Genomic DNA, 26,479 nt, shown 5'->3' on the forward strand with positions numbered 1-26,479 from the left:
AATACTGAAAATATTTTCACATTTAACAAGACAACTTTTCTGAAAAGTGTTAATATAGTGAGTGAAATATGTACTTAAATTACTTATTGAGGTGAAGAAATGAAACGCATTGGTATTTTAACAAGTGGTGGAGATGCGCCAGGTATGAACGCTTCAGTTCGTGCTGTTGCACGTCGTGTAATTGGTGAAGGATTAGAAGCATACGGTATTAATTATGGTTTTGCTGGTTTAGTTGCTGGCGATATTCATAAAATTGAATATGCTGACGTTGATGATGTTATTCAACGCGGTGGAACAATGTTATATTCAGCCCGTTATCCTGAATTTGCAACTGCTGAAGGACAATTAAAAGGTATCGAACAACTTAAAAAGTTCGGTATCGATGCTTTAGTTGTTATCGGTGGGGATGGTTCATACCATGGTGCTTTAGCACTCACAAAACGTGGATTTAACGCTGTTGGTATTCCAGGAACAATCGATAATGATATTCCTGATACAGATTTCACAGTTGGATTTGATACAGCTGTTAACACAGCTCTTGATGCAATTGATCGTATTCGCGATACTGCTCGTTCACATCAACGTACGTTTATCGTTGAAGTAATGGGTAGAAATGCTGGAGATATTGCTTTATGGTCCGGTATTGCTGGTGGTGCTGATGTTATTGTTATTCCTGAAAAAGGATATAACATGCAAGAAATTGCAGACAAGCTCAACAGTAACCGTGAACATGGTAAAGATTCAGGAATTATCGTATTAGCTGAAGGTGTTATGGGAGCTAGTGAATTTGCTGCTGAATTAGACACATATGGTAATTTTGAAACACGTGTGACTATTTTAGGCCATACACAACGTGGTGGCGTACCAACTGCCAAAGATCGTGTCTTAGCAAGTCGTTTTGGTGATTATGCTGTTCAACTTCTTATGGAAGGTAAAGGCGGATTAGCAATTGGTATTAAAGACAACAAATTAGTTGCTGAAGATATTGTTGCAACGCTTGAAGAACATAAACATCATACAGATTTGAGTCTTTTAGACTTAAATACACGACTTTCAACACCAAAATAATATAATACTGTTATTGTTATTTATAAATAATAAGTAAACTAAGAGGAGATCATAATCTAATGAAAAAAACTAAAATCGTAAGTACACTTGGTCCAGCCAGTTCAGATCTTGATACAATTGTTAAATTAATCGAAGCCGGTGCTAATGTTTTCCGTTTCAACTTTTCTCATGGTGACCATGAAGAACATTTAGGTCGTATGACATTAGTTCATGAAGCAGAAAAAATTACTGGTAAAATGGTTGGTATCATGCTTGATACTAAAGGTGCAGAAATCCGTACTACTGTTCAAAAAGAAGGTAAAATCAACTTTGAAATTAATGATATTGTTCGTATTTCAATGGATGATTCACTTGAAGGAACAAAAGAAAAGATTGCTGTTACTTACCCAGGTTTAATTGAAGATGTTCATGTTGGAGGCCACGTATTGTTTGATGATGGTCTTATCGATATGAGAATTGATGAAATTGATACAGCTGCTAACGAATTAGTAACAACTGTTATGAATTCTGGTCGTTTAGGTTCACGTAAAGGTGTTAACGCTCCTGGTGTATCAATTAACTTACCTGGTATTACTGAAAAAGATTCAGACGATATTCGTTTTGGTTTAGATCAAAACATTGATTTCATTGCTGCAAGTTTTGTACGTAAACCAGCTGATGTTTTAGATATCCGCGCTTTACTTGAAGAAAAAGGAATGGAACATGTTCAAATCTTCCCTAAGATTGAATCACAAGAAGGTATCGATAATATTGATGCTATTATGGAAGTTTCTGAAGGATTAATGATTGCCCGTGGCGATATGGGTGTTGAAATTCCTGCTGAAAATGTTCCTTTAGTTCAAAAAGACTTAATCAAAAAATGTAACGCTTTGGGCAAACCAGTTATTACTGCTACTCAAATGCTTGATTCAATGCAAGAAAACCCACGTCCTACACGTGCTGAAGCATCTGATGTTGCTAATGCCGTATTTGATGGAACAGATGCAACAATGCTTTCAGGTGAAAGTGCTAATGGTGACTACCCTGTAGAATCAGTTGCAACAATGGCTCGTATTGATGAAAAATCTGAAAATGCATTGCGTGCACATAGCTCATTTGCATTAAATGAATTTGACAAAAATGATGTTACTGAAACTATTGGTCGTGCTGTTGCTGAAACAGCTGATAGCTTAGGTATTAAAACTATCATCGCTGCTACAAAATCTGGTCAAACAGCACGTATGATTTCTAAATACCGTCCTGACTCAGATATTTTAGCTATTACTTTTGACGAACAAACTCGTCATGGTTTATCAGTTAACTGGGGTGTTCACCCAATCATTGCTGAAAAACCAGCATCAACAGATGCATTGTTTAGTTTAGCAACTGAAAAAGCTAAAGAATTAGGTTTCGCTAAAAAAGGTGACCTTATCTTAATCACTGCTGGTCTTCCAGTTGGTGAAAAAGGAACAACAAACAGTTTGAAAGTTCAATTAGTAGACTAATTATATTAAGGTTCAAGTACATGATGAACCTAAGTTAGTATATCGGTAAGACATTGGTGACGAAAAATGTTATTGGGTTAATCATGAATATAATTGACTAATTAAGATAATATTGATCAGGTTGTATCAATCCTTACTTGAATATTTTAAAATTGGAAAAGGGGCTGTGACATAAGTCCCTTCAATAAAGTTCAAAATAAGGCTCCGGAAATCATTTTTTGATTTCTGGAGCCTTATTTCTTTTTATTTAAAAAAATATAGAAAACAGAAGTATTATTTACCTCCTAAACTGGCTAATTTTTGGATATTTAATGCCATTACTATCAAACCTGCTTCCTTTTTAACCTTCTCAATCCCTCGCAATAGAAATTGATTGAACGGCAAAGAGGCCTTCATTCGACCAAAAACGGATTCTACATCAATTTTACGGTGCGCGTAAATTTGACCCGTTTCTGGTTCAGAAAGTCGTTCACATTGTTGTGCCTTAAAATATTCCCAAGATCCGTTAACTTGAATCTTACGACGTGCACCTCTAAGTGTTTTAGCCGCAGGAATAATTATCTGATTCTCATCTAGTAACTCTGCTTGATATTCTTTAAATTCACGAACTATTCCATATTTATCGGTTCTTTTCCGATACGCTTTAAAGTTAAATCGCACGCCGTGCGGATCAATATAGTAATCATTATTTTCATGATAATCCCAGTTCATAACTTTTCTATCATCAGTTCGCCATTTTTTGCTTTGTTCTCTAATCATGGTACCGTAAGGAATTATAGCAGTTTGATTTGGTAATTCATCTTCAATGAAACGATAGTTTGATTCTGATCCATATCCGGCATCGGCAACAATGTATTTATCTAATTTATTATGAGTACTTAACGTTTTAAGAAACGGTTGAAGTGTTCTAGTATCTGTTGGATTTTGAAATAATTGGTAGCCCAAAATAAATTGGTTACTGGTCGCAATTTGTAAGTTATAAGCTGGCTTAAGTTGACCATTTAACATTGGATCTTCTTTAATACGCATAAAAGTTGCATCATGATCAGTTTTAGAATAGCTATTTCGAGTACCGTATATTTTCATTTGTGCTTCATGTTCACTTAATTTATGTTGGCGTTTAGTTAATTGATTCTTCTTAGATTTTAGGGTTCTTCGAATTCTTTTAGCTGGATTGGGACTTATCTTCTTAGTTCTTGAAACTTCCTGGTCTAATGCTACTAATTTCTGATCAAGTCGATCGATAACTTCTTCAATCATTTCTAGTGTTAGATTGGAGCCTTCTGGGACTTTACAAGCAGCATGCGCTGTTTTTAATTCAACTAGTAGCTCTAAAATCGCTTCGCGATTCATTTGATCAAAACGTATTGTATTCTTTTTCCAAATAAAACTATATTTATTAGCATTAGCCAAAACCTTAGTACCATCAATAAAGATGGCATCACTAATCATATTTTGTTGTCGTAAATATTCGACTAAGGTATCTAAACTGCGATCAATTAAATCAGTTAATTCATTCGACGTTCTAAATCGGACAATAGTTCGGTAAGATGGCATTTGCTCTTGTGTTAACCAACGTGCCGATAAATTTTCTTGTGCTAGTAAGGCGACCCGACGACTACTAAAAACACCTCGAGTTATAGCAAAAAGATATAACTTCAATAAAGCTGAAAGATTATATTCACGGGGGCGACCAAAAAGATAAGGTTCTTTTATTTCTAATTTTTCGATTAGCGTATTGATATAACACGCAGTGTTATTCTTTTCTGGTATATAGTCAGTTGAGATGGCTAAACAAGTCTGATTTATGTTATAATAATTTTGCATTTTTAAGTCCTTTCGAGGATTAAATTAAGGAGCATTGGGGGTCGAAGGCCAGTGTTCCTTTTTATTTTTCTAATTAGATAATATATTAAAAAGTAGTAAAAAGAAACAAGTCTCCCGAAATCAAAAAAGATTTCGGGAGACTTGTTTAATATCATATTGAAGAGACTTATGTCACAGCCCCTTTTTTATTACACAATATTTCTATTCAATTGGCTATTAAGCCTAATATCAGGTAAAATGTGAGTATGTAATTTTAAAATATGAATAAAGAAATATAAAATAATATTTTTTTGAATGGGAGAAATAAATGAGTTCAATAATGGGACAAGTTGTTACCGCAATGGTAACTGATGAGAATGATACAGAATTTTTAGTACAAAAAGATAGTATAACAATGCATTTATTGAAAGATGAAAAAAACAGTCAATTAGCGAACGGTTCGATGGTTACAGGCTTTGTGTATGAGAACGAAGATCATGATTTGAGTTTATCAACAATAATTCCTAGAGCTGGCATTGATCAATATGCATTCGGAGACGTTGTAAAAGTTAGAAGAGATTTAGGTGTCTTCGTTGACATTGGTTTACCAGACAAAGATGTAGCAGTTTCACTAGATGATTTACCAGAAATGAAATCACTTTGGCCAAAAGCTGGTGATCGATTAATGGTTGGACTTAAAATTGATGCCAAAGATCGTATTTGGGGTGATGTTGCGGACGAAGAAATGTTTCGATCAATTGCTAAGAAACCTGATGACTCATTAAAAAATAAAAATATGAAATTTACAGTTATTCGCTTAAAAATGATTGGAACTTTTGTAATTACTGATGATGATTATCTTGGATTTATCCATCCATCTGAAAGATTTAATGAACCTAGATTAGGTCAAGTATTAGAAGGACGTGTAATTGGAATTAGAACTGACGGTACAATTAATCTATCTATCAAACCACGTGCCTATGAAGCAATTAGTGATGATGCAGCAATGTTGATTGCTGCATTAAGTCATAATGATGAAAAAACATTACCTTTTACTGATAAAAGTAATCCAGAAGACATTAAAGAATATTTTGGTATCAGCAAAGGTCAATTTAAGAGAGCTGTTGGACATCTGCTAAAAGAGCGTTATGTTAAACAAGAAGATGGTAATCTTATTTTAATAAAAATGCCTGAGGAATTTGAAACTAATAATGATGAATTAATTAACGAAACAGATGATTAATAGAAAACTATTTTAGTAGGTAAGAGATAATAAATAAAATTATTTGAAAATATAATTTATTAGTTCAACGTTAAATTAATATATCGGTAACAAACAAGTATATTAGTTATTTTTAAATATATGAATTGTCTCATGAATGCCGTGCGTGTAGAGGAGAACAATAATGCTTATTAAGTATAAGAATGATTATGAAAAAATTGCGATGGGCTTGTTGTCATTTATACCTGACTTGAAGGATGTTACTAGAATTAATTTAGCAATTAAAGGTTATCAAGATACAGAAAATCGAGATTTGTATCTTTGGAAAAATGAGGCAGGTAATTTTACTGGTATAGTTGGTATTGAAAATGATGGCAACGTTGTCGTAGTTCGGGCAATATCATTGAGTCCAGATGAAAGACATAAAAAAGTTAGTTTTTTGATTCTGAACGCTGTATTATCGCTATATCCTGATAAAAAAATCATGGGTACAATTGATACTACAAAATTAATTGAAAAATGGGAAATGCAAAAAAATGAGTCAAAAATTTAAATCTATTAGTCAGGTAACATTAAAATTAACCTCTTTTGAAGGACCACTTGATTTGTTACTGCATTTAATCAAAGATTCTGAGATGGATATTTATGATATTCAAATTTCAGAAATAACAGAGCAATATTTAACTATTATTAAAGATACTACGAATATGTCATTAGATGTGATTGGTCAATATTTAGTGATGGCTTCAACGTTGATGAAAATTAAGAGTCAAATGTTATTACCGGCAGAATTTTCCAATGTAGAGGAAACTCAAACTGATCCAAGGGCAAGTCTAGTCGAACAATTAATTGAATATCAAATTTTTAAAGAGGCGGCTGGAGAGTTGAGCGTCAGGGAAAATAAACGTGCGAATTATTTTTCTAAGGAACAAAGTAGTATTCCTAAAAATAGATTTGATAAACCTCAACTTGATATACCTGGCCTGGATTTAGAAACACTTGAGAATGCTTTTAAAAGAGTTTTAATAAAGCAAATAAATCATCAACCAATTGAGAAAAAAATTAATGTGCAACTAGCATCACTCTCTGATAAAATATCAGAAATAAAAAAAATCATTCTAAATTCAAATAAGAGTTTAATATTTAGTGATTTTTTTGAAATAACAACAACGGTTGATGAAATTGTTGTTACTTTTCTGGCAATATTAGAACTTTCAAAATTAAACCAAATTAAATTGAAACAAGCAAATAGCCATGAAATGATTCAGATTTTAAAAATTGAACCATAGATTATTGTATTAAGGAGGTACGAAGGTGAGTCATTTAGCAAATATTGAAGGACTTTTATTTGTGAGTGGGGATCAAGGAATATCTCTAGCAGAATTATCTAGATTAACTGGATTATTGAAATCAGCAGTTAAAGAACAACTTGAAAAATTATCATTAAAGTATAAAAATGATATAAATTCTAGCTTGGAGCTAATTCAATATAATGATTGTTATCAATTAGTAACAAAAGAGAAATTAGCAGATTTAATTAAAGATTATTTTGAAAATCCTAATTCAAGAAGACTTTCTAATGCAGCACTGGAAACGCTAGCTATCATTGCTTATAAACAACCAGTGACACGACTTGTAATTGATGATATCCGAGGAGTTCAAAGTTCAGGATCACTGCAAAAATTGATTGCTTTAGATCTAATTCGTGAAAATGGACGTCTTGATGTACCAGGAAGACCTATTATATATGTAACAACGACGCAATTTTTAAATTATTTTGGATTAACTGAACTAAAAGAACTTCCAGTGATTAGTGAAAATCAAGATTTTGATGGAGAAATAGGTAAACTTTTTTTAAATAATTTTAACGAAAAATTACAAGAAAATGAGGAATAATATGGCAGAGGCAGAAAGATTACAAAAAGTTATGGCGCAATCAGGTGTTGCGTCACGAAGACAATCCGAAAAAATGATTTCAGAAGGTCATGTTAAGGTGAATGGTAAGGTTGCAAGTGAGTTGGGTATTAAGGTCACAAGTGAAGATAAAATTGAAGTTGATGGTATTCGTTTAAATGAAGAACCATTAGTCTATTATTTATTCTACAAACCAAGAGGAGTTATTTCGGCTGTTAAGGATAATAAAGATCGTAAGGTTGTTACGGATTATTTTCCAGGTGTAAGGGAAAGAATTTATCCAGTCGGTCGATTAGATTATGATACTTCTGGATTATTATTAATGACAAATGATGGTGAGTTAGCCAACAAAATGACTCATCCAAAGTATAAGATTGACAAAACTTACGTCGCTAAAGTGAATGGTATTCCATCTAATGATGATTTAAAAACGTTACGTCAAGGAATTGTAATTGATGGTAAGAAAACGGCTCCTGCTCATTCAAAAATTATTTCAGCAGATAAAAATAAGCAAAAAGCAATTGTTTCATTAACAATTCATGAAGGCCGAAATCATCAAGTTAAAAATATGTTGGCAGAGGTCGGACATCCAGTGGAAAAATTAAAACGTGAAACTTATGGATTCTTAGATTTATATGGATTAACTTCGAGTCAATACCGTGAGTTATCTGAAGAAGAAGTTCATGCATTGAAAAGTATCGCCGAGCGTAAATAATTGTAACTTATTTTATCCTATGTTATATTTTGTAGCGTAATAAAATATTTGGTTCGTCTTCAGGGGCAGGGTGTAATTCCCGACCGGCGGTTATAGTCCGCGACCCACATTGTATATGTGGCTGGACTGGTGTAATTCCAGTACCGACAGTTAAAGTCTGGATAAAGAAGATAGGGCTTATTTGAGTAAGTAATTTCAAATGAACTCTGTTAATCTTTAGTGATTAATGGCGTTCATTTTTATTTACTTGAAAGGTTCTTCATTGAAGATGGCCTTCCAGGAGGTTTTCTAGTATGAATCGGTCACCAGTTTATAAAGTTGTGATTACAGCGTTCTTAGCTGCAATCTCATACGTATTAATGTTTTTATCTTTCCCAGTAATTTTTCCGTATTTAAAAATTGATTTTAGTGATTTACCAATTTTAATTGGATTTTTTATTTTGGGACCAATGAGCGGTGTGATGGTTGCCGTCGTTCGTTCATTGCTGTATCTAGTTTCAACTGGAACAGATATTGCCAGCTTGATAGGTGTTGGAAGTAATTTCTTAGCATCAATGGCGGTATCATTTCCAGCATATTATCTTCTCAAAGGTAAAGGAAACCTTAAGCCAACACTTGGAAAGAGTATTTTGGCAGTTTTAGTGAGTACCTTTGTACTAACTGCTGTATTATCTATTGCAAATTATTTTGTAATTCTACCAGTGTACTTGAATGTTATCGGTATGAATATCGGAATGTCAGTATCCAAGTACGTTATTGTTGGTATTGTTCCTTTTAATATTATAAAAGGAATTCTGGTCGTTGGGTTATTTAGTCTTTTATATCAGAGAATGTATGGTTGGGTTCAGTTAAATAATAAAAAATATAAACAACTATAGTATAATTAATGAGGGAGAATTCTTAAGTGATTCTTCCTCATTTTATTTTATAAGGATGGTATTTTATGGTTGAAGATTATCTCTTACAAATGTTTAATGTCGAATATCGGCGACCTAATGTAATATTTAGCATTATTACAGGTCGGAATACTGTTTCCAATATATATTGGGGAATGCGTTATGATTTGCTAGATTATTTTAGTATTGATCCTCAATTTACAAATGAAATATATCAAAAAATACTTTCTAAGTTGAAACAAAATAAATTACTCACTGAATCTAATGGGCAAGTTCGGTTAACGCAAAATGGTTTAATTCGACAAAAAAAAGCGAAAAGCGATTTATATCAAATTAAGCACCCTAAATTAATAAATCAATATAAATTTAATGAATGGTCAGAAACTTGTATTTTAGCTATACAAGTTGTATCTGAACTTAGCTTTGTTAATCGTCATTATTATCCTGTCGTAACATCCGAATTAACTAAATTTAATATCAAAAAATGGATTTCTAATAATGACAAAACAATACTAACAAAACAAGTTAATTTAGAATTACGATTGTTCGTGCAAAAAATTGATACAAATTCTAGTTTAATATTTATGAACAAATTAATTGGTCATAATCTTAATGGATTGACCAATAAACAGTTAGCAAATGAGTTGAATCTATCAGAAATGGAGATTCAATTAATATACAGAGATACAATAAATTTTTTTGCTAGTTGGATTGAGGAGCAAAAACAAAGTGTGTTCAAAGAATTAGTTCAGTCAATTCTAAAAACAGGAATTATTTCTGAAAGTGCAAAGGAAACGATGAGATTAATTACTATGGGCCTATCTGTTAATGATGTGGCTAAAAGTAGAGGATTGAAGACTAGTACAATTTTTGAACATTTACTTGAATTAGCAATGATTAGTGAAAAATTTCCATTTGATACTTTTTTAACAAAAAAAATAGTTAATGATTTATCTGAAATTATGGGGAGAGATATTGATCAAGTACCTTTTAAAATAATACAAAATAAGAAACCTGATATAAATTTTTTCGATTATCGTTTGTATCAAATTTATAGGAGTAAAATAGATGTCCAAAATTAATTTAAAAGAAAAATTGATGGAATACTTTGGATTCGATTCATTTATGATAGGCCAAGAAGAAACCATAGAAACTATCTTATCTGGTCAAGACACGTTATCAGTACTACCTACAGGGACTGGGAAATCATTGTGTTATCAGTTAGCTGGCTATCTTATGAATGGTACGACAGTTATCGTTTCACCGTTGTTATCTTTAATTCAAGATCAAGTTAGTCAATTTAATTTTCGTGGTAATGGGACAGCTATTGGATTAACATCAATATTGAGTTATTCTGAAAAAAAATATGTGTTAAAAAATATACAATCTTATAAATTTGTTTATTTATCTCCTGAAATGCTAAGTCAATTTGAAGTGATAAATGCCCTTAAACAAATAGATGTATCACTATTTGTTGTAGATGAGGCACATTGTATCTCCACTTGGGGACCAGATTTTAGGCCTGATTATTTGGATTTGAATAATGCAATTGTGAAACTTGGTACACCTTGCGTTTTGGCGTTGACAGCCACAGCTGCACTAAATATTCAGAATGATATTATGACACAATTAAAAACAGAAGGTCGAGATTTTCATAAAATCATTAAATCGGTTAATAGAAGTAATATTTTTTTAAGTGTCTTAAAAGTGCATGATGAATCTGATAAAAATAAGCAATTATTAAATTTATTGAATAAAATCAAGGGTGTTGGAATCGTTTATTTCTCGAGCAAGAAAAAGGCAAATGAGGTCTCAGATTTAATAAATAATAACACTGGATTAAGGTCTGAACCGTACCATGCTGACTTGAATGATATGGCAAGGTATACGGTACAAAGACAATTTATGGAAAATCAAATAGATGTTATATGTGCAACAAGCGCTTTTGGTATGGGTATTAATAAGAAAGATATTAGATACGTTATCCATTATCATATGCCCGCTGATTTTGAAAGCTACGTACAAGAATTTGGCCGATCTGGACGAGATGGCCAGCAGAGTATCGCAATTGTTTTTTCTCAAGAAAATGATGTGTTTCTACAAAGAAACTTAATTGATTTAACCATTCCAGATGATGATTTTATTAGGATGTATTTTAAAAAACATAAGGAATTAGTTGGTCTTGGAGAAGAAAAAGGTAAACTGTTAGATTATTACTATGAGAAACAAAGCTCAGTTGAAGAGGTGCAGTTCCTTTTTAGACAAAGGAAAATTGAAAAAGAAACTGGATTACAAAATATGATAATGTTTGTTAATTCAAGTAATTGTCGAAAGCAACAAATTTTAAACCATTTTGGAGAATCGAAATTAATAGAACATGATGAATTCTGTTGCTCAGCGTTATTTAATGTGGATGTACTTCAAAAGATTGGATTAGAAAAAAAGATAATCAAAAATGATGACAAGCAGTTAATTCAATCAACAGATAATATTATTTCAAGATTGTTTAAATTATCTTGAGAATAATTTGGATTATTATGGTAAAATAATGATAATTGTTTTTAGGAGGATTGAAAAATGAGTGATAAAAAAGATAATTCAGAAAAAAAGCCTTGGGAAAAATCATTCGAAGACGATAGAGACGATAATGGAAATTATTCTCGATCAGCGAATAGACGTAAAAGTAAAAATAGTTCATTATTAACTACGGGGTTATTAGTTGTTTTTGTAGCTATTATTATTGGAACGATTGCTTTTTATATTGTTGAAAGTAACAAAGTATACCAACCAGAAGATAGAACCACAAGCGAGAGTTCAGTAAGTAAAAAAATAGTTACCAAAACTGATGATTCTGATAGTTCTAGCTCAAGTGCTAAGAAAAGCTCTGAATCAAAAGAAAAAGCTAGTTCTGAATCGAAAGAAAAAGCATCAAAAGAAAAAGCTAGCTCTGAATCAAAAGAGAAAGCTAGTTCTAGCACTAATTCAAGCTCTAGCTCAGCGTCTAGTGAATCAACCAGCTCTGATAGTTCATCAAGTGCATCTTCAAAGTCATATGTAACTGTCGAAGCAGGACAAGGCATATATCGTGTTGCAGCAAACAATGGGTTAACTACAGAACAACTTCTACAAATGAATCCAGGGTTGACTACTTCTATTAGTGCAGGACAAAAAATAAGAGTTAAATAATATACATATGGGATTGATATCTAATCAATCCCATTTTTATGGAGGAATTACTTGATGAAAAATAATATCCAAATTGCAATTGACGGACCGGCATCCGCAGGAAAAAGCACTGTCGCTAAATTAGTTGCTAAAAAATTAAATTATGTTTATTGCGACACTGGGGCAATGTATCGAGCAATTACTTTTGAAGCAATGGCAAAGAATGTTGCGCTGGATAATGATGATAAGTTAGTTAGTCTATTAAAAGATACAATAATTTCTTTTAAACCAGCAAATCCAGAACAATTAGTCTATATAAACAATATAGACATAACACAAGCAATTAGGCAACCTGAGGTAACTAATAATGTTTCAACGGTTGCTGCTCAAGAAGGTGTACGCAAGGAATTAGTTAAAAGACAACAAGAAATTGCCGAAGATGGATCAATTGTTATGGATGGTCGTGATATCGGAACGACAGTATTACCAAATGCTGAAGTTAAAATATTCTTAGTTGCGAGTGTTAAAGAACGTGCTCTTCGCCGATTTAAGGAAAATCAAATTAAGGGTATTAATACAACACTTGATGTTTTAGAGTTTGAAATTGCCGAACGAGATCGAAAAGATTCTACACGTGAAATTTCTCCGCTTATTCAGGCAAAAGATGCTATACTTGTAGATACGACTTCAATGAATATTGATGGGGTCGTACAGAAAATTATGGATATAATTAACAAATAATAAAATAAAATGTGAAAAATGAGTATTAGCACTAGTAATTACTCTTCATTTCAGCTAAAATAATAAATAGAGTTTATTCGCTAAGGAGGACATTGTCCATGAGTAATATTGAAGAAAATAATGATTTACTAGAAGCATTAAATAGTGTAAGTGAAGTTAAGGTTGGTTCTGTTATAAAAGGTGAAGTTTTAGCTATCGATGATGCTAAACAAGTCATTGTTGGTATTGAAGGCGCCGGTGTTGAAGGTGTTGTACCAGCTAAAGAACTAGCACTTAAAGCTGGTGAAGAAACAGAAGACGTTGTCAAAATTGGTGACGTTATGGATTTAGTTGTTATTTCAAGTATCGGTGGCGATAAAGAAGGTGGTAGTTACTTACTATCACAAAGAAGAATTGCTGAACGTGAAGTTTGGAATGACTTACAAAAATTAGCTGATGATGATGCTACAATCGAAGCTACAGTAACACAAGTTGTTAAAGGTGGATTAGTTGCTGATGCTGGTGTGCGTGGATTCGTACCCGCTTCAATGATTGATGATCGTTTTGTTGAAGATTTATCAAAATATAACCATCAAACATTAGATTTCAAAATTATTGAAATTGACCCAACTGAAAATAGATTAATCTTATCACATAAAGCAATTGTTAAAGCTCAAAGAGATGCTCAAAAAGTAGAAACTCTTAAAACTTTAACAGTTGGTGAAGTTGTAACAGGAACAGTTGCCCGTTTAACTAACTTCGGTGCATTTGTTGATCTTGGTGGTATTGATGGACTTGTTCATATTTCAGAAATTTCTTACAACCGTATTTCTAAGGCAGAAGATGTCTTATCAGTTGGTGAAGAAGTTAAAGTTAAAGTATTGGCAATCGATTTAGATAAGAATCGTATTTCATTATCAATCAAACAAACATTACCTCAACCATGGGATAATGTTGAAAATGATATCCATGTAGATGACGTCTTAGATGGTACTGTTAAACGTTTAACGACATTTGGTGCATTTGTTGAAGTTATGCCTGGAATTGAAGGATTAGTTCATATTTCACAAATTTCTTACACACATATTGCTACACCAGGCGAAGTTTTAAAAACTGGCCAAGCTGTTCAAGTTAAAGTACTTGAAGTACATCCAGCAGAACATCGTTTAGCTTTATCAATTAAAGCTCTCGAAGAAAAACCAGCAACAGAAGAAAAACCTGAAAAGAAAAAAACAGTTAAAAAAGCTGCACCAAAAGCTAAAGCTCCTAAATCAACAATGAGTGGTATGCCAGAAGAAAGTACTGGTTTCACACTTGGTGATATTTTAGGTAAAGCATTAGAAGATGCAGATACTAACAAATAATTAAAATATTATTTTTAAGTAACGACTGAACTGTAGTTCAGTCGTTTTTATTATTTATTACAAAAGATATTTAGAGAGTGAGGTACTATCTATGGCAAATCCTGTTGTAGCAATTGTTGGACGTCCTAATGTTGGAAAGTCCACAGTTTTTAATAGAATAGCCGGGGAAAGAATTTCAATTGTTGAGGATACTCCTGGTGTTACACGAGATCGTATTTATGCTCATAGTGAGTGGTTAGCGCAAAAATTTAGCTTGATTGATACTGGTGGTATCGATATCGGTGATGAACCCTTTTTGACGCAAATCACTGAACAAGCACAAATCGCAATCGATGAAGCTGATGTTATTGTTTTTCTTGTAAGTGTAAAAGAAGGCGTAACGGATGCTGATGAGAAAGTGGCTAAAATTTTATATCGTTCTGATAAGCCAGTTATTTTAGCGGTTAATAAAGTTGATAATCCCGAGTCTAGACAAGATATTTTTGATTTCTATTCATTAGGATTTGGAGAACCATTTCCAGTTTCTGGTAGTCATGGCCTTGGGGTTGGTGACTTATTGGATGAGATTACAAAGAAATTCCCTGAAAATATTCCTGATGAAGATGACAGTCGAATTAAGTTTAGTTTGATTGGTCGTCCTAACGTGGGTAAGTCTTCATTGGTGAATGCAATCCTGGGTGAAAATCGTGTTATTGTTTCACCTATTGAAGGGACTACACGTGATGCAATTGATACAGCTTTTGATACTGAAGAGGGCGATATGTTCTCAATGATTGATACAGCTGGTATTAGAAAACGCGGAAAAGTATATGAAAATACTGAAAAGTATTCTGTACTACGTGCCATGCGTGCTATTGATCGTTCAGATGTTGTTTTAGTTGTGTTAAATGCTGAAGAAGGTATTCGGGAACAAGATAAGAGAGTTGCAGGGTATGCCCATGAAGCAGGACGTGGTATCATTATCGTCGTAAATAAATGGGATACTCTTGAAAAAGATAATCATTCATTATCTGATTTTGAGGCTAATATACGTCAAGAATTTGCATATCTTAGTTATGCTCCTATTATTTTTGTGTCTGCAATTACACAGCAACGATTATCTAAGATACCCGAATTAATTAAACGCGTAAATGAAAATCATAGTCGTCGTATTACATCTTCAGTATTAAATGATGTCATTATGGATGCAGTAGCCCATAATCCAACGCCAACTGATAATGGAAAACGTTTAAGAATTTACTATGCAACACAAGTAGCAATACAACCACCTACATTCGTTGTATTTGTTAATGATACTGATTTGATGCATTTTTCATATGAACGTTTCTTAGAAAATCAAATTAGAACATCGTTTGATTTTGAAGGAACACCAATTCATGTTATTGAAAGAAGAAGAAAATAATTCAAATTGATAAAACGCTACCATGCCATCTTTTTTTCTGCTAAAGTAGTTAAATACCTTGATGTAATACGTTTTGTATGGTATCTTAAATAAAGAATTAGTAGAGTAATCTCTGGTTCTATTATTATTATTTATTTTAAATAATAATGGCTGAATATTTTTAAATATTCGGACACATTTTAGGGGAGGTGAAACATTATGGCAAACAAAGCACAATTAATCGAAAATGTTGCAAAAGAAACAGGATTGACAAAAAAAGATGCTACTGTCGCAGTTGATGCTGTATTTGGTTCAATCCAAAGCACATTAGCTACAGGTGAAAAAGTTCAATTAATCGGTTTCGGTAACTTTGAAGTACGTGAACGCGCTGCTCGTAAAGGTCGTAACCCACAAACTGGTGAAGAAATTCAAATCCCTGCAAGTAAAGTACCTGCATTTAAACCAGGTAAAGCTTTAAAGGATTCTGTTAAATAATACTTAGAAAAAGCTAGTACAATTCATTTTGTACTAGCTTTTTCAATCTATAATTTATTTTATAGACAATAGTTATGTACGAGATTACTAGCTATTGTGTGTATGATAGATTAAACTAAACCATATTAATTTAATAATGAAGGGAAGTTATTTAATGACGCATTCAGAAATTATGCTAGACTACTTGGACGAAGGACAAATTGATGAGGCAATGAAAGAATTTGCCAGAGCATTAAGAAAAGACAATGATGCAACATTATTTAGTTTAGCAGAAGAGTTATATAGCTTAGGTTTTTTAGCTCAATCTAAACGTACTTATGAAAGATTATTAGAAAAATATCCAGAAGAAGATACTTTAAAAACATTCCTGGCAGATATTGCAATTAGTGAAGGAAAATCTGATGAAGCACTTAACTATTTGTCAGAAATTGAAGAAGATTCAGAAGCTTATCTTCAGTCTCTTATGGTTGCTGCCGATTTATATCAGACACAAGGTATGTTTGAAGTTAGTGAAAATAAATTATTAACTGCATATAAGTTGGCTCCTGAAGAAGAAGTTATCCAATTTGCTTTAGGCGAACTATATTTTAATACAAAACAATTTAGTCAGGCAATCGGATTTTATCTTGAATTAATTAAATCAGGACAGACTGAACTGTCACAGGTTAACTTAGTACAAAGATTAGGTGTTAGTTACGCAAACAGTGGGCAGTTTGAAAAAGCAATGGCATATTTAGAACAAATTCATTTAGAAAATATGGACTCTGATACTAAGTTACAGATGGGTTTAACCTATCTACAATTAAATGATCAACAAAAAGCAATTGATATTCTTTATGATTTGAAGGAAGAAGATCCTTCGTATACATCCTTATATCCAATTCTTGGTCAAGCACTTTCAGATGAGAATAGATTGAATGATGCTTTACTTGTCTATCAAGAAGGGTTAGCGGTTGACGAGGTAAATGATACATTGTATGAACAGGCAGCGACTGTTGCCTTAAAATTGGACGATGAGAAGCAAGCTGAAAAGTATTTAAATAAAGCAATTGATATTAATCCAGATAATACTGGCATATTATTACAATTAAGTAATTTATTAGTTAAGCAAGAACGTGATGATGAAGATATTAAATTACTAGAAGATATCAAGAGCGACGGAGATGTAGATCCTCAAATATTTTGGAATTTAGCTATTTCATATGAAAGACTTGAAGATTATGATAAAGCTGAAGAAAATTATTTAGAAGCATACCCTTATTTTACTAATCAAGTTGACTTTTTAAGATCTGTTATATTTATTTTTAGAGAGAACGGACGACAAGAGGAGTTAAAGGACGCAATTAAACATTACTTAGCTTTAGTACCTGATGATCAAGAAATTATTGATATTCAAAATGATATAAATTATTAAAATAAAACGTTTATATCATTCTTTTGGTATAAGCGTTTTTTGTTAGCAATTTGTAAGATTTGCTTAAAGAAGGGGAAGTAAAATGATTACAAATCAGATAGTGATACCAAAATTAGAAGATAGTACTGAAATATTTAATTTAATTAGTCGTAATCGTCTTGAATTAAGTGAGTGGCTTCCATGGGTTAATGCTATGAAATCGATTAATGATGAAATAATTTTTTTAAGAGACTCTTTTAAGGATGAAACTAAATTAATTTTCGCTATAAAAATTAATAAGAATATCGTTGGCATGATTGATTTACATGGAATAGATTTACATATGGGAACTGCTGAGGTTGGTTATTGGTTAGACAAGTCGTATGTAGGACGCGGAATAATGTCAAAGGCCTTAACAGAACTTGAGAAACTAGCTATAAAGGAATATAAGTTAAAAAAATTAAAAATAATACTAGATTTGAATAATATAAAAAGTTTGAAAGTAGCTAAGACTAATAATTATCACTTTATAGAACAAAATGACCAAAATTTAATTTTTGAAAAGAGATTATAGAATTTATGATGGTATATTTATAAATGATATTATTATTTTTTGCTTTTTAATTGCTATTAAGGATATAATTTTAGATAGGTAATGTTGTTTAAATGGCGATTAATTATCTAAAATTATATATCGGGGGTAGGGACATGAAAGATTTAAACGAAAAAGAAATTGAACGATTGAGTAAAAAAAGTATTACTGAGAAAATTATAGATGGCGATTGGTACCAATATTCTAAAGAAGAATGGGCTCAAAAAACTGTTAAAACAAGTGCACAAACTATTTATAAAATAAATAAATTGGCGGCTCATGATACGAATGATGCAGATAAAATGCTTAAAGAATTTTTACCTAATATGGAAAAATCTGCTGAAATATATTTTCCAATTTCAACTATAGAATGGCCGGAAATGTTAAAAATAGGGTCAGGCACATTTATTAATTCTAATTTACAGATTTTAAGTGCAGGACAAATAACAATTGGAGAACACTGTTTCATTGGGCCTAATTGTCAGTTATATACACCTAATCATCATTCTATGGACAAAAATTTACGTCGTGAAGGATGGCAATATGATGCACCAATTACAATTGGTGATGATTGTTGGTTTGGTGGATCAGTGATTGTTTTACCTGGTGTCACGATTGGAAATAATGTCGTCGTTGGTGCTGGTAGTGTGGTAACAAAAGATGTACCTGATAATGTTTTAATCGCAGGTAATCCAGCACGAATTATTAAGACTATTGGTTAGATAAAGTTATGGCGAAAAGTAGCATAATTTAAAAATATTTGGGCAACAAAAAGGAGCTAGAATTTTTCTAGCTCCTTTTTGTTGCTCTTTTAAGGTTTATATGATTAATTTTTGTTCAATAATTAAATGACGGTAGTATAAAAGTGAATTTGGATCAATTCTTAACGTCATCATAATTTCTGAATCTGTCATCGTATTGTTAGTGAGAATAGAAAAACAAATAGCTGACTGGTACAGCAGACGTGGTGAAACATTTGGCGCAATAAATTGTAAATCTTTCTTTAAAAATTTATGTAGACCAGGTAAAGATAATAAAGGTGCTTCAACATTTTTACGCAGTTTTAAAAAGCAATCGTTGGAGTTTTGTAAAATTTGTAGTTGTTTAATATAGGTATTGAATTGCTTCAAAAATAATTCCTCTGTTTCCGTAAATGTTAATTGTTTAAAGCTAACGAAAAAACCAGGTTGTAAGATTTCTGAAATTTTAAAGAAATGCCGTGTCATTAATAAAACAAGTCGAGAATAGTAGCTAATTTCTGAATTTAAAAGATAAGAGTCGAAGTCTATTAACCAATTGAAGGTTATAACAGAATTTGCGATATTTTTTTTCCCTTTTAACATTAATGTTGGAATATGAGTATTTATCTGATGGGTAAATAAATATTTAAAATAACCATTCAGATGCGATAAAACCTTAGTATATGTTGAATTTTTAATATTTCTTTTATCTTGAAGCATAGTTAAATATTGACGAACGTCTGATTCTAAGATAGTTTCAACCATTATTGAATTAGAGAATGCATCATTAAAATTTAGAAGATAGTTAAAAAAATCATGAATATCGTAGTTATATTCTAAAATTGTTGATGGGGACAAAGAGTTGGATTCTAATGATAAATTAAAAGCTTTTTGATAGGGATAATTCATTTAATTGCCTCCTTTAGTAATAAACAATAAGTTACTTTAACTATATCACACTAATAAAGCGCACTGCAAAAATCGCAGTGCGCAAGACCAATCATTTATTAAAGATATTAGTGATATTAGTGATTTTATTCTTTTTTTGTCGATTAAAACTAAACCCTTGTCCCAGTACTTCATTAACACTACTAATTGAAACAAAAGCATTTGAATCCTGGTTTTGTAATATTTCCTTCAACTGATGAAGTTCATTACGGTTGATAACAACATAAATCATTTTTTTATTTTGGCGAGAATAAGATCCCTCACCATTGATGTAACTAACACCTCTGCCTAATTTATCCCAAATTTCATTAGTTATAATTTGATATTGGTCACTAATTATTAAGATGCCAAGTCCAGAATAACTACCTTCAAGAGTGAAGTTAACAATTTTTGAGAAAACATATGAGCTTAGTAGGGTATACATCATATGCCTTAAATCTAAGTAGCTAAGTGATATGACCAAAACAGCAATATCAAGGGCAAGAATTGTCTTACCCATTTGAATACCACGTGTTTTTTCAAAAATTCGAGCCACTACATCAGTTCCACCAGTAGTACCACCAAAACGATATACTAAGCCTGACCCAAGGCCACCAAAAGCACCAGCAAGGATACCTGCTAAAAACAAATCATCATTTACATTAATTTGAATCGGAACACGTTGCCAAATCCATAAGAAAAGAGATAACATTATTGTTCCATATATAGTATAGACTAATGATCGTTTACCTAAAAAACGGTAACCAATAAGGATTAATGGAACATTAATTGCAATTGTTGAATACGCAGGATCAATATGAAACCAATAACGTAAAATTAAAGTAACTCCGGTTATACCACCTTCAGCAAGATGGTTTGTTATATTAACGGTTGCTAATCCAAATGCATAAAAACAACAACCTAACGCAATCATTACTAAATCGATTATTTTAATTCGTTCATTTTTTAAGATTAGTTCTACCCCCTGAAATAAATTCAATATAAATATCATACCATATTATCGATGAATGTCTGCTGACTATCATTTTAAATCTAGTATAAATCTGTTAAACTAGATTGTATTAATTAAAGATGAGGAGGATTACTATGATTAAAGTTTTGGTTGCTGGATTTAAAGGACGAATGGGTGCCACTACAACAAATATGATCTTAGAAAATCCATTATTTGAATTAGTTGGAGTCTATAGTACTACAGCTACAGAAAAAAATATAAATGAAATTACTGACTATAAGACAGAGAATGTCCCAATATTCAATAAGCTAGATGAAATAAACGTAGTTTCCGATGTTTGGATTGATTTTACTGTCCCAAGTGTTGTTTTCGAAAATACTAAATTTGCTATTTCGAAACATATGTCACCAGTTATTGGGACTACGGGTTTATCGGAAAATAATATAGCTGAACTTAAACAATTATGTAAAACAGAAAAATTAGGTGGATTGATTGCTCCTAATTTTGGTATTTCAGCTGTTTTATTAATGCAATTTGCGCAACAAGCTGCTAAGTATTTACCTGACGTTGAAATTATTGAAATGCATCATGATAATAAATTGGATGCTCCAAGTGGTACAGCCTTAAATACCGCAAAATTAATTGCTGAAGTTCGTAAACCTAAAATTCAAGGCAACCCTGATGAAAGAGAAACATTACCAGGTGCGAGAGGTGCAGCCTTTGAAGGCATGAGAATTCATAGTGTCCGTTTACCAGGCTATGTTGCTCATGAACAAGTCTTATTTGGTGGCGAGGGTGAAGCATTAACTATTCGTCAGGACTCATTTGACCGTATTTCATTCATGTCTGGTGTTGCATTAGCTACTGAAAAAATTGGACAATATAAAGAATTACTAGTTGGATTGGAAAATATATTATGATAGTTTCCAATCTTGCGGATGATTTCATTAATGCTGAACCAGTGATTAAAGCCATTGAAAATGCTGGTTTTGAAGCATATTTTGTCGGAGGAAGTGTTAGGGATACTATCTTAGGATTACCAATCCATGATATTGATATTGCCACTAGTGCATACCCTGAGGAAATTAAGGAAATTTTTAATAAGACGGTAGATACAGGTATTCAACATGGGACTGTTATGGTTTTAGATCATGGAGAAGGTTATGAAATCACCACATTTCGAACAGAATCAACTTATCAAGATTTTAGACGTCCAGATCATGTTGAATTTGTACGCTCTTTAGAAGAAGATTTAAAACGTCGTGATTTTACAATCAATGCCTTAGCAATGACACATGATGGACGGATTATTGATTTGTTCAACGGACTACAAGATTTAGAAAATCACATCATTAGAGCTGTTGGCACTGCTGATGAACGTTTTAATGAAGATGCTTTACGAATGATGAGGGCAATTAGATTTGCAAGCCAATTAGATTTCACAATCGAAATGGAAACGAAGAAAGCATTAAATAAACATGCACCACTATTGAAAAAGATTGCTATTGAACGGATTCATATTGAATTTATTAAATTACTGTTGGGAAAAAATCCTCAAATTGGACTTCGACATTTTGTTGAATCAGATTTAGTAAAATATTGTCCCGAATTTAATAATTATTTATCGGAACTAACTGATATGTCAAAAATGCAATCAATTAAACTTACATCAGAAGTAGCTGCTTGGTCGTTAATTATTCATGTTCTAAAGATAACAGAAACTAATATTAATCATTTTCTAATCTCATGGAAAAGTTCAAATGAGTTAATTACACACGTTCAAATAGTTATCAAAGCACTTAACGGTATTATTCATGATTCCGTTAATCGAGAACTGATGTATGAAACTGGATTAGAATTATTATTAATTGCAAATGAAGTTGCAGCAATATTTAATAGTAATTTAGATGCAGAAATGCTGACAGTTGCTTATACTGCACTTCCAATTAAGTCTAAAAAAGACATGGCAATTAATGGACGACAGTTAATAAAAGATGTTGGTATTCAACCAGGTGAAAAATTAGGCCAAATTTTATCCATATTGGAAAATCGTATTTTACTAGAAGAAGTCCCAAACGAATCAACTCAATTATTAAAAGTGGCTAAGCAACTAATGTTAAAATTAGCGTAAAAAAAGAGATTAAATATCATTTAATCTCTTTTTTTACAAAACATGCTTAGTAATACAAATTATAAAAGAGAATCAATTAGATAAGAGAGTGATTACATGCAAACACTGAGGGTAGAACATTTAAAGAAAACATACGGCGAAAAAACATTATTTGATGATTTAAATTTTATTGTTAATGAAAAAGATAGAATCGGATTGATTGGAACTAACGGTTCAGGGAAAACAACGTTATTAAATGCATTAACAGACCTTGACCCAGCTGATTCAGGAGATTTAATTAAACCAAATAACTATCGTATGAGTTATTTAAAACAAATACCAGAATTAAATGATGATATGACAATTATGGAAGCCGCTTTTGAAGGAGCTTCACCTATTTTTGAAACAATTCGTCATTATGAAGCTGTTTTAACAGCCTATAGTGAACATCCTGAAGATGAAAAATTACAGCAACGTTACTCAGATGCGGAAGATCGTATGAATCGTGAAGATGCATGGAATGCCGATAATGACGTTAAAACAATTCTAACGCAATTACAAATAACGGATTTAACACAAAAAGTCTCAACCTTATCTGGTGGACAGAAAAAAAGAGTTGGCTTGGCTCAAGTACTCATACAAGCTCCTGACTTATTAATTCTTGATGAACCAACAAACCATTTGGACTTTAGTTCTATTGAATGGCTAGAAAGTTACCTTAAAACGTACAAAGGAGCTTTAATTGTTGTTACTCATGATCGGTATTTTTTAGATCAAATTGCCAACCAGATTTTAGAACTATCATTTGGTAAATTACACTCGTATGAAGGTAACTATCAAGATTTCGTTGCTCAAAAGGCTGAAAGAGTTGCCCAGGAAGTTACCGCTGAGCATAAAGAACAACAGCTATATAAAAAGGAACTAGCTTGGATGCGTACTGGAGCAAAAGCTAGATCAACAAAACAACAAGCACGAATTAACCGTTTTAACGATTTAAAAGAAAATATGAATTCATTACAAATTGATCAAGATGTTTCAATTGGACTAGGCCAACAGCGGCTTGGTAAAAAGGTTATTGAGCTAAAAGAAGCTAGTTTAGTCTTAGAAAATCATAAAATTATTGATCATTTTAGTGAGTTGATTCAGGCGAGCGATAGAATCGGGATTACCGGTAAAAATGGTGCTGGTAAATCTAGTTTACTAAATGCAATTGCTGGAAAATTACCACTTAACTCTGGCGAATTACTAATGGGCGAAACGGTTAAATTAGGTTATTACCAGCAACAAACTGAACCCATACCTGGCGATAAACGAATGATTAACTATCTAAATGAAATTGGTGAAAATATCGAAAATAAACATGGCGAACGAATAAGTACAACACAACTTTTAGAGCAGTTTCTTTTTCCAAGATCGATGCATGGGACATTAATTAGACAGCTATCCGGTGGTGAAAAAAGAAGACTCTATCTCTTGAAATTACTTATGCAACAACCAAATGTCTTATTACTAGATGAACCTACAAATGATTTAGATATTGGAACATTAACAGTACTTGAAGACTATTTAGAATCTTTTAATGGCGCAGTTATAACTGTCTCACATGATAGATATTTTTTAGATAAAGTTGCAGATCAATTACTTATTTTTGAAGGCGATGCTAAAATTAATCGTTATACTGGATTATTTACATCGTACCTTGCTAAAGAATCACTGGATGATGCCGTATCAATATCAAAAAAAGAAAAAATTATCGAACACGACACCATTTCTGACGATAAATTAAAAGTTAAATTAACTTATGCTGAACAAAAAGAATTTGAAACAATTGAACAGACAATTGATAATTTAGAAGCTAAGAAAGAAAAAGCTGAAAGTGATATGTCGAATATCAATGGCAATGATTTTGTAGCATTAAGTGAACTACAAGTGTCAATTGATAATTTAGATGATGAAATTGAAGAAAAGATGAATCGTTGGGACTATTTAGGTAAATATGCAGAAAAGGGGTAATTTTCGTATGGAAGAAACATATTTGCAACTTGAACGTGATATTTTAATGAACGGAAATGATAAATCTGATCGTACAAAAACGGGAACTAAAAGTCTTTTTGGCTATCAAATGAGGTTTGACTTAAGTCAAGGATTCCCACTACTAACAACTAAAAAAGTACCATTTGGTTTAATTAAGAGTGAGTTACTGTGGTTCTTAAAAGGTGATACTAATATCCAATATTTATTGAAACATAAGAATCATATTTGGGACGAATGGGCTTTTAAAAATTACATTGAAAGTTCTCAGTATATGGGTCCAGATATGACTGATTTTGGACATCGATCACTTTTAGAGACTGATTTTAAAAAAGAATATGAAGTACAGAAAAACCTTTTTTGCGATAAAATTATTGAAGACGATGAATTTGCAAAAAAGTTTGGTGAATTAGGTGACGTTTATGGTAGTCAGTGGCGTAATTGGAAAACTAGACAAGGTGATACGATTGACCAAATTAAAGATGTTATTGAAGCAATCAAAAAAACACCTGATTCTAGAAGATTAATTGTGTCCGCTTGGAACCCAGAAGATGTACCAAATGTGGCATTACCACCTTGCCATACGTTATTTCAATTTTATGTGGCTGATGGTAAATTAAGTTGTCAATTATATCAAAGAAGTGGCGATGTCTTTTTAGGTGTACCATTTAATATTGCAAGTTATGCGTTATTAACTCATCTAATTGCTAAAGAGGTTGGACTTGAAGTTGGTGAATTCATTCACACATTAGGCGATGCCCATATTTACAATAATCATATAGAACAAGTGAAGGAACAACTTTCTCGTGAAGTGCAACCCATGCCAAAATTATGGTTAAATCCTGATAAAAATAGTATTTTTGAATACGATATGACGGATATTAAAATAGAAGACTATAATCCTGCACCACCTATTAAAGCGCCTGTTGCAGTTTAATATTTACTTAAGGAGAGTCAATAATGATTAATTTTATTTGGGCTGAAGACAGTGAACATCATATTGGATATAAGGGTAAGCTACCTTGGTACTTACCAAATGATTTAAAATTTTTTAAGAAAACAACGCTTAATAAGGTCGTTGTTATGGGCAGAAATACATTTGAAAGTTTTCCGGGACTATTACCAAATCGAATTAATATTGTTCTTTCAAGTAAAAACGATTTAGTTGAAACAGATACTCTAAAGATTGTTCATTCAATACCAGAGTTGAATGATTTATTAGAAACATATTCTGAAGATATTTTTGTTATTGGTGGCGCAACATTATTTTCTGAAATGTATGTAAAAGTTAATAGATTGTATCAAACAAAAATTAACGCTACGTTTGATGGTGATGTGATGATGATTCCTATTGATTATACTCATTGGAAATTAATTGAAACGATTCCGGGAATGATTGACAAAAAAAATGTATATGATCATGAATTTAGAATTTATGATAAAAAATAATTAAAAAGCGAAGACATATCCAATACGGATGTGT

At 32.1% G+C, this 26,479-nt stretch carries 24 protein-coding genes, 2 pseudogenes and 1 riboswitch; of the genes and pseudogenes, 23 read left to right on the forward strand and 3 right to left on the reverse strand.

The annotated features are described in order from the left end of the window. The first annotated feature begins 99 nt into the window (after positions 1-99). Positions 100-1,068 carry a 6-phosphofructokinase gene (gene pfkA / locus AC1RO3_RS02225; protein ID WP_481761352.1) on the forward strand — a complete coding sequence of 323 codons (969 nt, stop codon included), beginning with the start codon at positions 100-102 and terminating at the stop codon, positions 1,066-1,068. Between the two features lie 59 nt (positions 1,069-1,127). Then, positions 1,128-2,546: pseudogene (gene pyk, locus AC1RO3_RS02230) on the forward strand (pyruvate kinase); the annotation flags it as partial. 288 nt (positions 2,547-2,834) lie between these two features. Here pyk and AC1RO3_RS02235 read toward each other — a convergent pair. Continuing rightward, positions 2,835-4,379 (reverse strand): annotated as a pseudogene (locus AC1RO3_RS02235) (IS1182 family transposase); the annotation flags it as partial. A 307-nt stretch (positions 4,380-4,686) separates the two neighbouring features. Between AC1RO3_RS02235 and AC1RO3_RS02240 the strand changes: the two are divergent. From AC1RO3_RS02240 to AC1RO3_RS02315, 16 genes are all read left to right on the forward strand, one after another. Then, on the forward strand, positions 4,687-5,601 hold the full coding sequence (locus AC1RO3_RS02240) for a CvfB family protein (RefSeq protein ID WP_481761351.1): 915 nt from the start codon (positions 4,687-4,689) through the stop codon (positions 5,599-5,601). A gap of 163 nt (positions 5,602-5,764) precedes the next feature. Continuing rightward, on the forward strand, positions 5,765-6,133 hold the full coding sequence (locus AC1RO3_RS02245; protein ID WP_481761350.1) for an N-acetyltransferase: 369 nt from the start codon (positions 5,765-5,767) through the stop codon (positions 6,131-6,133). Continuing rightward, positions 6,117-6,869 carry a segregation and condensation protein A gene (locus tag AC1RO3_RS02250; RefSeq protein ID WP_481761349.1) on the forward strand — a complete coding sequence of 251 codons (753 nt, stop codon included), beginning with the start codon at positions 6,117-6,119 and terminating at the stop codon, positions 6,867-6,869. Before AC1RO3_RS02245 ends, AC1RO3_RS02250 begins: the two co-directional genes overlap by 17 nt. Before the next feature lie 25 nt (positions 6,870-6,894). Then, on the forward strand, positions 6,895-7,476 hold the full coding sequence (gene scpB / locus AC1RO3_RS02255; RefSeq protein WP_481761348.1) for an SMC-Scp complex subunit ScpB: 582 nt from the start codon (positions 6,895-6,897) through the stop codon (positions 7,474-7,476). A 1-nt stretch (position 7,477) separates the two neighbouring features. After that, positions 7,478-8,209, forward strand: coding sequence for a pseudouridine synthase (locus AC1RO3_RS02260; protein ID WP_409022503.1), 732 nt, complete (start codon positions 7,478-7,480; stop codon positions 8,207-8,209). A gap of 51 nt (positions 8,210-8,260) precedes the next feature. Further along, positions 8,261-8,385, forward strand: a riboswitch (FMN riboswitch). A gap of 117 nt (positions 8,386-8,502) precedes the next feature. After that, a complete protein-coding gene (locus tag AC1RO3_RS02265) occupies positions 8,503-9,087 on the forward strand; it encodes an ECF transporter S component (RefSeq protein WP_409022504.1) in 585 nt (194 codons plus the stop codon). A gap of 65 nt (positions 9,088-9,152) precedes the next feature. Then, positions 9,153-10,187, forward strand: a complete 1,035-nt coding sequence (locus tag AC1RO3_RS02270; RefSeq protein WP_481761347.1) for a helix-turn-helix domain-containing protein — start codon at positions 9,153-9,155, stop codon at positions 10,185-10,187. Continuing rightward, on the forward strand, positions 10,174-11,625 hold the full coding sequence (locus AC1RO3_RS02275; RefSeq protein ID WP_481761346.1) for a RecQ family ATP-dependent DNA helicase: 1,452 nt from the start codon (positions 10,174-10,176) through the stop codon (positions 11,623-11,625). The genes AC1RO3_RS02270 and AC1RO3_RS02275 overlap by 14 nt, the downstream gene beginning before the upstream one ends. 57 nt (positions 11,626-11,682) lie before the next feature. After that, the gene (locus AC1RO3_RS02280; RefSeq protein WP_481761345.1) at positions 11,683-12,291 is read left to right on the forward strand and encodes a LysM peptidoglycan-binding domain-containing protein; all 609 of its coding nucleotides are present in this window, start codon (positions 11,683-11,685) and stop codon (positions 12,289-12,291) included. A gap of 54 nt (positions 12,292-12,345) precedes the next feature. After that, complete coding sequence (gene cmk, locus AC1RO3_RS02285; RefSeq protein ID WP_481761344.1) at positions 12,346-13,011, forward strand: (d)CMP kinase; 666 nt, start codon at positions 12,346-12,348, stop codon at positions 13,009-13,011. Between the two features lie 98 nt (positions 13,012-13,109). Further along, positions 13,110-14,354, forward strand: coding sequence for a 30S ribosomal protein S1 (rpsA, locus tag AC1RO3_RS02290; RefSeq protein ID WP_481761343.1), 1,245 nt, complete (start codon positions 13,110-13,112; stop codon positions 14,352-14,354). A 91-nt stretch (positions 14,355-14,445) separates the two neighbouring features. After that, positions 14,446-15,756 (forward strand): ribosome biogenesis GTPase Der, encoded by a 1,311-nt coding sequence (gene der / locus AC1RO3_RS02295; RefSeq protein ID WP_409022510.1) that lies wholly within the window; start codon positions 14,446-14,448, stop codon positions 15,754-15,756. Between the two features lie 198 nt (positions 15,757-15,954). Next, complete coding sequence (locus AC1RO3_RS02300; RefSeq protein ID WP_409022511.1) at positions 15,955-16,230, forward strand: HU family DNA-binding protein; 276 nt, start codon at positions 15,955-15,957, stop codon at positions 16,228-16,230. Positions 16,231-16,384: 154 nt separating this feature from the next. Then, positions 16,385-17,644, forward strand: coding sequence for a tetratricopeptide repeat protein (locus tag AC1RO3_RS02305; RefSeq protein ID WP_481761342.1), 1,260 nt, complete (start codon positions 16,385-16,387; stop codon positions 17,642-17,644). A gap of 82 nt (positions 17,645-17,726) precedes the next feature. Further along, the gene (locus AC1RO3_RS02310) at positions 17,727-18,197 is read left to right on the forward strand and encodes a GNAT family N-acetyltransferase (protein WP_481761341.1); all 471 of its coding nucleotides are present in this window, start codon (positions 17,727-17,729) and stop codon (positions 18,195-18,197) included. A gap of 134 nt (positions 18,198-18,331) precedes the next feature. Continuing rightward, positions 18,332-18,937: a sugar O-acetyltransferase gene (locus AC1RO3_RS02315; RefSeq protein ID WP_481761340.1), complete on the forward strand. Its 606-nt coding sequence runs from the start codon at positions 18,332-18,334 to the stop codon at positions 18,935-18,937. Positions 18,938-19,033: 96 nt separating this feature from the next. Here AC1RO3_RS02315 and AC1RO3_RS02320 read toward each other — a convergent pair whose 3' ends face one another. Beyond that, the gene (locus AC1RO3_RS02320; protein ID WP_481761339.1) at positions 19,034-19,864 is read right to left on the reverse strand and encodes a site-specific integrase; all 831 of its coding nucleotides are present in this window, start codon (positions 19,862-19,864) and stop codon (positions 19,034-19,036) included. Positions 19,865-19,955: 91 nt separating this feature from the next. Continuing rightward, a complete protein-coding gene (locus AC1RO3_RS02325) occupies positions 19,956-20,816 on the reverse strand; it encodes a YitT family protein (RefSeq protein ID WP_481761410.1) in 861 nt (286 codons plus the stop codon). A gap of 173 nt (positions 20,817-20,989) precedes the next feature. Between AC1RO3_RS02325 and dapB the strand changes: the two genes are divergently transcribed. The 5 genes from dapB (at position 20,990) to AC1RO3_RS02350 (ending at position 26,445) form a co-directional block, all read left to right on the forward strand. Further along, positions 20,990-21,775 carry a 4-hydroxy-tetrahydrodipicolinate reductase gene (gene dapB, locus AC1RO3_RS02330; RefSeq protein WP_409022516.1) on the forward strand — a complete coding sequence of 262 codons (786 nt, stop codon included), beginning with the start codon at positions 20,990-20,992 and terminating at the stop codon, positions 21,773-21,775. Beyond that, complete coding sequence (locus tag AC1RO3_RS02335; RefSeq protein WP_481761338.1) at positions 21,772-22,986, forward strand: CCA tRNA nucleotidyltransferase; 1,215 nt, start codon at positions 21,772-21,774, stop codon at positions 22,984-22,986. Before dapB ends, AC1RO3_RS02335 begins: the two co-directional genes overlap by 4 nt. 96 nt (positions 22,987-23,082) lie before the next feature. After that, entirely contained in the window at positions 23,083-24,978 is a 1,896-nt protein-coding gene (locus AC1RO3_RS02340) for an ABC-F family ATP-binding cassette domain-containing protein (RefSeq protein ID WP_481761337.1), read from the forward strand. 7 nt (positions 24,979-24,985) lie between these two features. Beyond that, a complete protein-coding gene (locus AC1RO3_RS02345; protein ID WP_481761336.1) occupies positions 24,986-25,933 on the forward strand; it encodes a thymidylate synthase in 948 nt (315 codons plus the stop codon). Positions 25,934-25,956: 23 nt separating this feature from the next. Then, positions 25,957-26,445 (forward strand): dihydrofolate reductase, encoded by a 489-nt coding sequence (locus AC1RO3_RS02350; protein ID WP_481761335.1) that lies wholly within the window; start codon positions 25,957-25,959, stop codon positions 26,443-26,445. Positions 26,446-26,479: the final 34 nt, after the last annotated feature.

The sequence above is a fragment of the Dellaglioa sp. CoH-57-MRSF-19 genome (genome assembly GCF_056781975.1).

Coding starts and splice junctions, on each gene's coding strand:
- pfkA (WP_481761352.1), top strand. CDS start 100: ATGAAACGCATTGGTATTTTAACAAGTGGTGGAGATGCGCCAGGTATG.
- AC1RO3_RS02240 (WP_481761351.1), top strand. CDS start 4,687: ATGAGTTCAATAATGGGACAAGTTGTTACCGCAATGGTAACTGATGAG.
- AC1RO3_RS02245 (WP_481761350.1), top strand. CDS start 5,765: ATGCTTATTAAGTATAAGAATGATTATGAAAAAATTGCGATGGGCTTG.
- AC1RO3_RS02250 (WP_481761349.1), top strand. CDS start 6,117: ATGAGTCAAAAATTTAAATCTATTAGTCAGGTAACATTAAAATTAACC.
- AC1RO3_RS02260 (WP_409022503.1), top strand. CDS start 7,478: ATGGCAGAGGCAGAAAGATTACAAAAAGTTATGGCGCAATCAGGTGTT.
- AC1RO3_RS02265 (WP_409022504.1), top strand. CDS start 8,503: ATGAATCGGTCACCAGTTTATAAAGTTGTGATTACAGCGTTCTTAGCT.
- AC1RO3_RS02270 (WP_481761347.1), top strand. CDS start 9,153: ATGGTTGAAGATTATCTCTTACAAATGTTTAATGTCGAATATCGGCGA.
- AC1RO3_RS02275 (WP_481761346.1), top strand. CDS start 10,174: ATGTCCAAAATTAATTTAAAAGAAAAATTGATGGAATACTTTGGATTC.
- AC1RO3_RS02280 (WP_481761345.1), top strand. CDS start 11,683: ATGAGTGATAAAAAAGATAATTCAGAAAAAAAGCCTTGGGAAAAATCA.
- cmk (WP_481761344.1), top strand. CDS start 12,346: ATGAAAAATAATATCCAAATTGCAATTGACGGACCGGCATCCGCAGGA.
- rpsA (WP_481761343.1), top strand. CDS start 13,110: ATGAGTAATATTGAAGAAAATAATGATTTACTAGAAGCATTAAATAGT.
- der (WP_409022510.1), top strand. CDS start 14,446: ATGGCAAATCCTGTTGTAGCAATTGTTGGACGTCCTAATGTTGGAAAG.
- AC1RO3_RS02300 (WP_409022511.1), top strand. CDS start 15,955: ATGGCAAACAAAGCACAATTAATCGAAAATGTTGCAAAAGAAACAGGA.
- AC1RO3_RS02305 (WP_481761342.1), top strand. CDS start 16,385: ATGACGCATTCAGAAATTATGCTAGACTACTTGGACGAAGGACAAATT.
- AC1RO3_RS02310 (WP_481761341.1), top strand. CDS start 17,727: ATGATTACAAATCAGATAGTGATACCAAAATTAGAAGATAGTACTGAA.
- AC1RO3_RS02315 (WP_481761340.1), top strand. CDS start 18,332: ATGAAAGATTTAAACGAAAAAGAAATTGAACGATTGAGTAAAAAAAGT.
- AC1RO3_RS02320 (WP_481761339.1), bottom strand. CDS start 19,864: ATGAATTATCCCTATCAAAAAGCTTTTAATTTATCATTAGAATCCAAC.
- AC1RO3_RS02325 (WP_481761410.1), bottom strand. CDS start 20,816: ATGATTGCGTTAGGTTGTTGTTTTTATGCATTTGGATTAGCAACCGTT.
- dapB (WP_409022516.1), top strand. CDS start 20,990: ATGATTAAAGTTTTGGTTGCTGGATTTAAAGGACGAATGGGTGCCACT.
- AC1RO3_RS02335 (WP_481761338.1), top strand. CDS start 21,772: ATGATAGTTTCCAATCTTGCGGATGATTTCATTAATGCTGAACCAGTG.
- AC1RO3_RS02340 (WP_481761337.1), top strand. CDS start 23,083: ATGCAAACACTGAGGGTAGAACATTTAAAGAAAACATACGGCGAAAAA.
- AC1RO3_RS02345 (WP_481761336.1), top strand. CDS start 24,986: ATGGAAGAAACATATTTGCAACTTGAACGTGATATTTTAATGAACGGA.
- AC1RO3_RS02350 (WP_481761335.1), top strand. CDS start 25,957: ATGATTAATTTTATTTGGGCTGAAGACAGTGAACATCATATTGGATAT.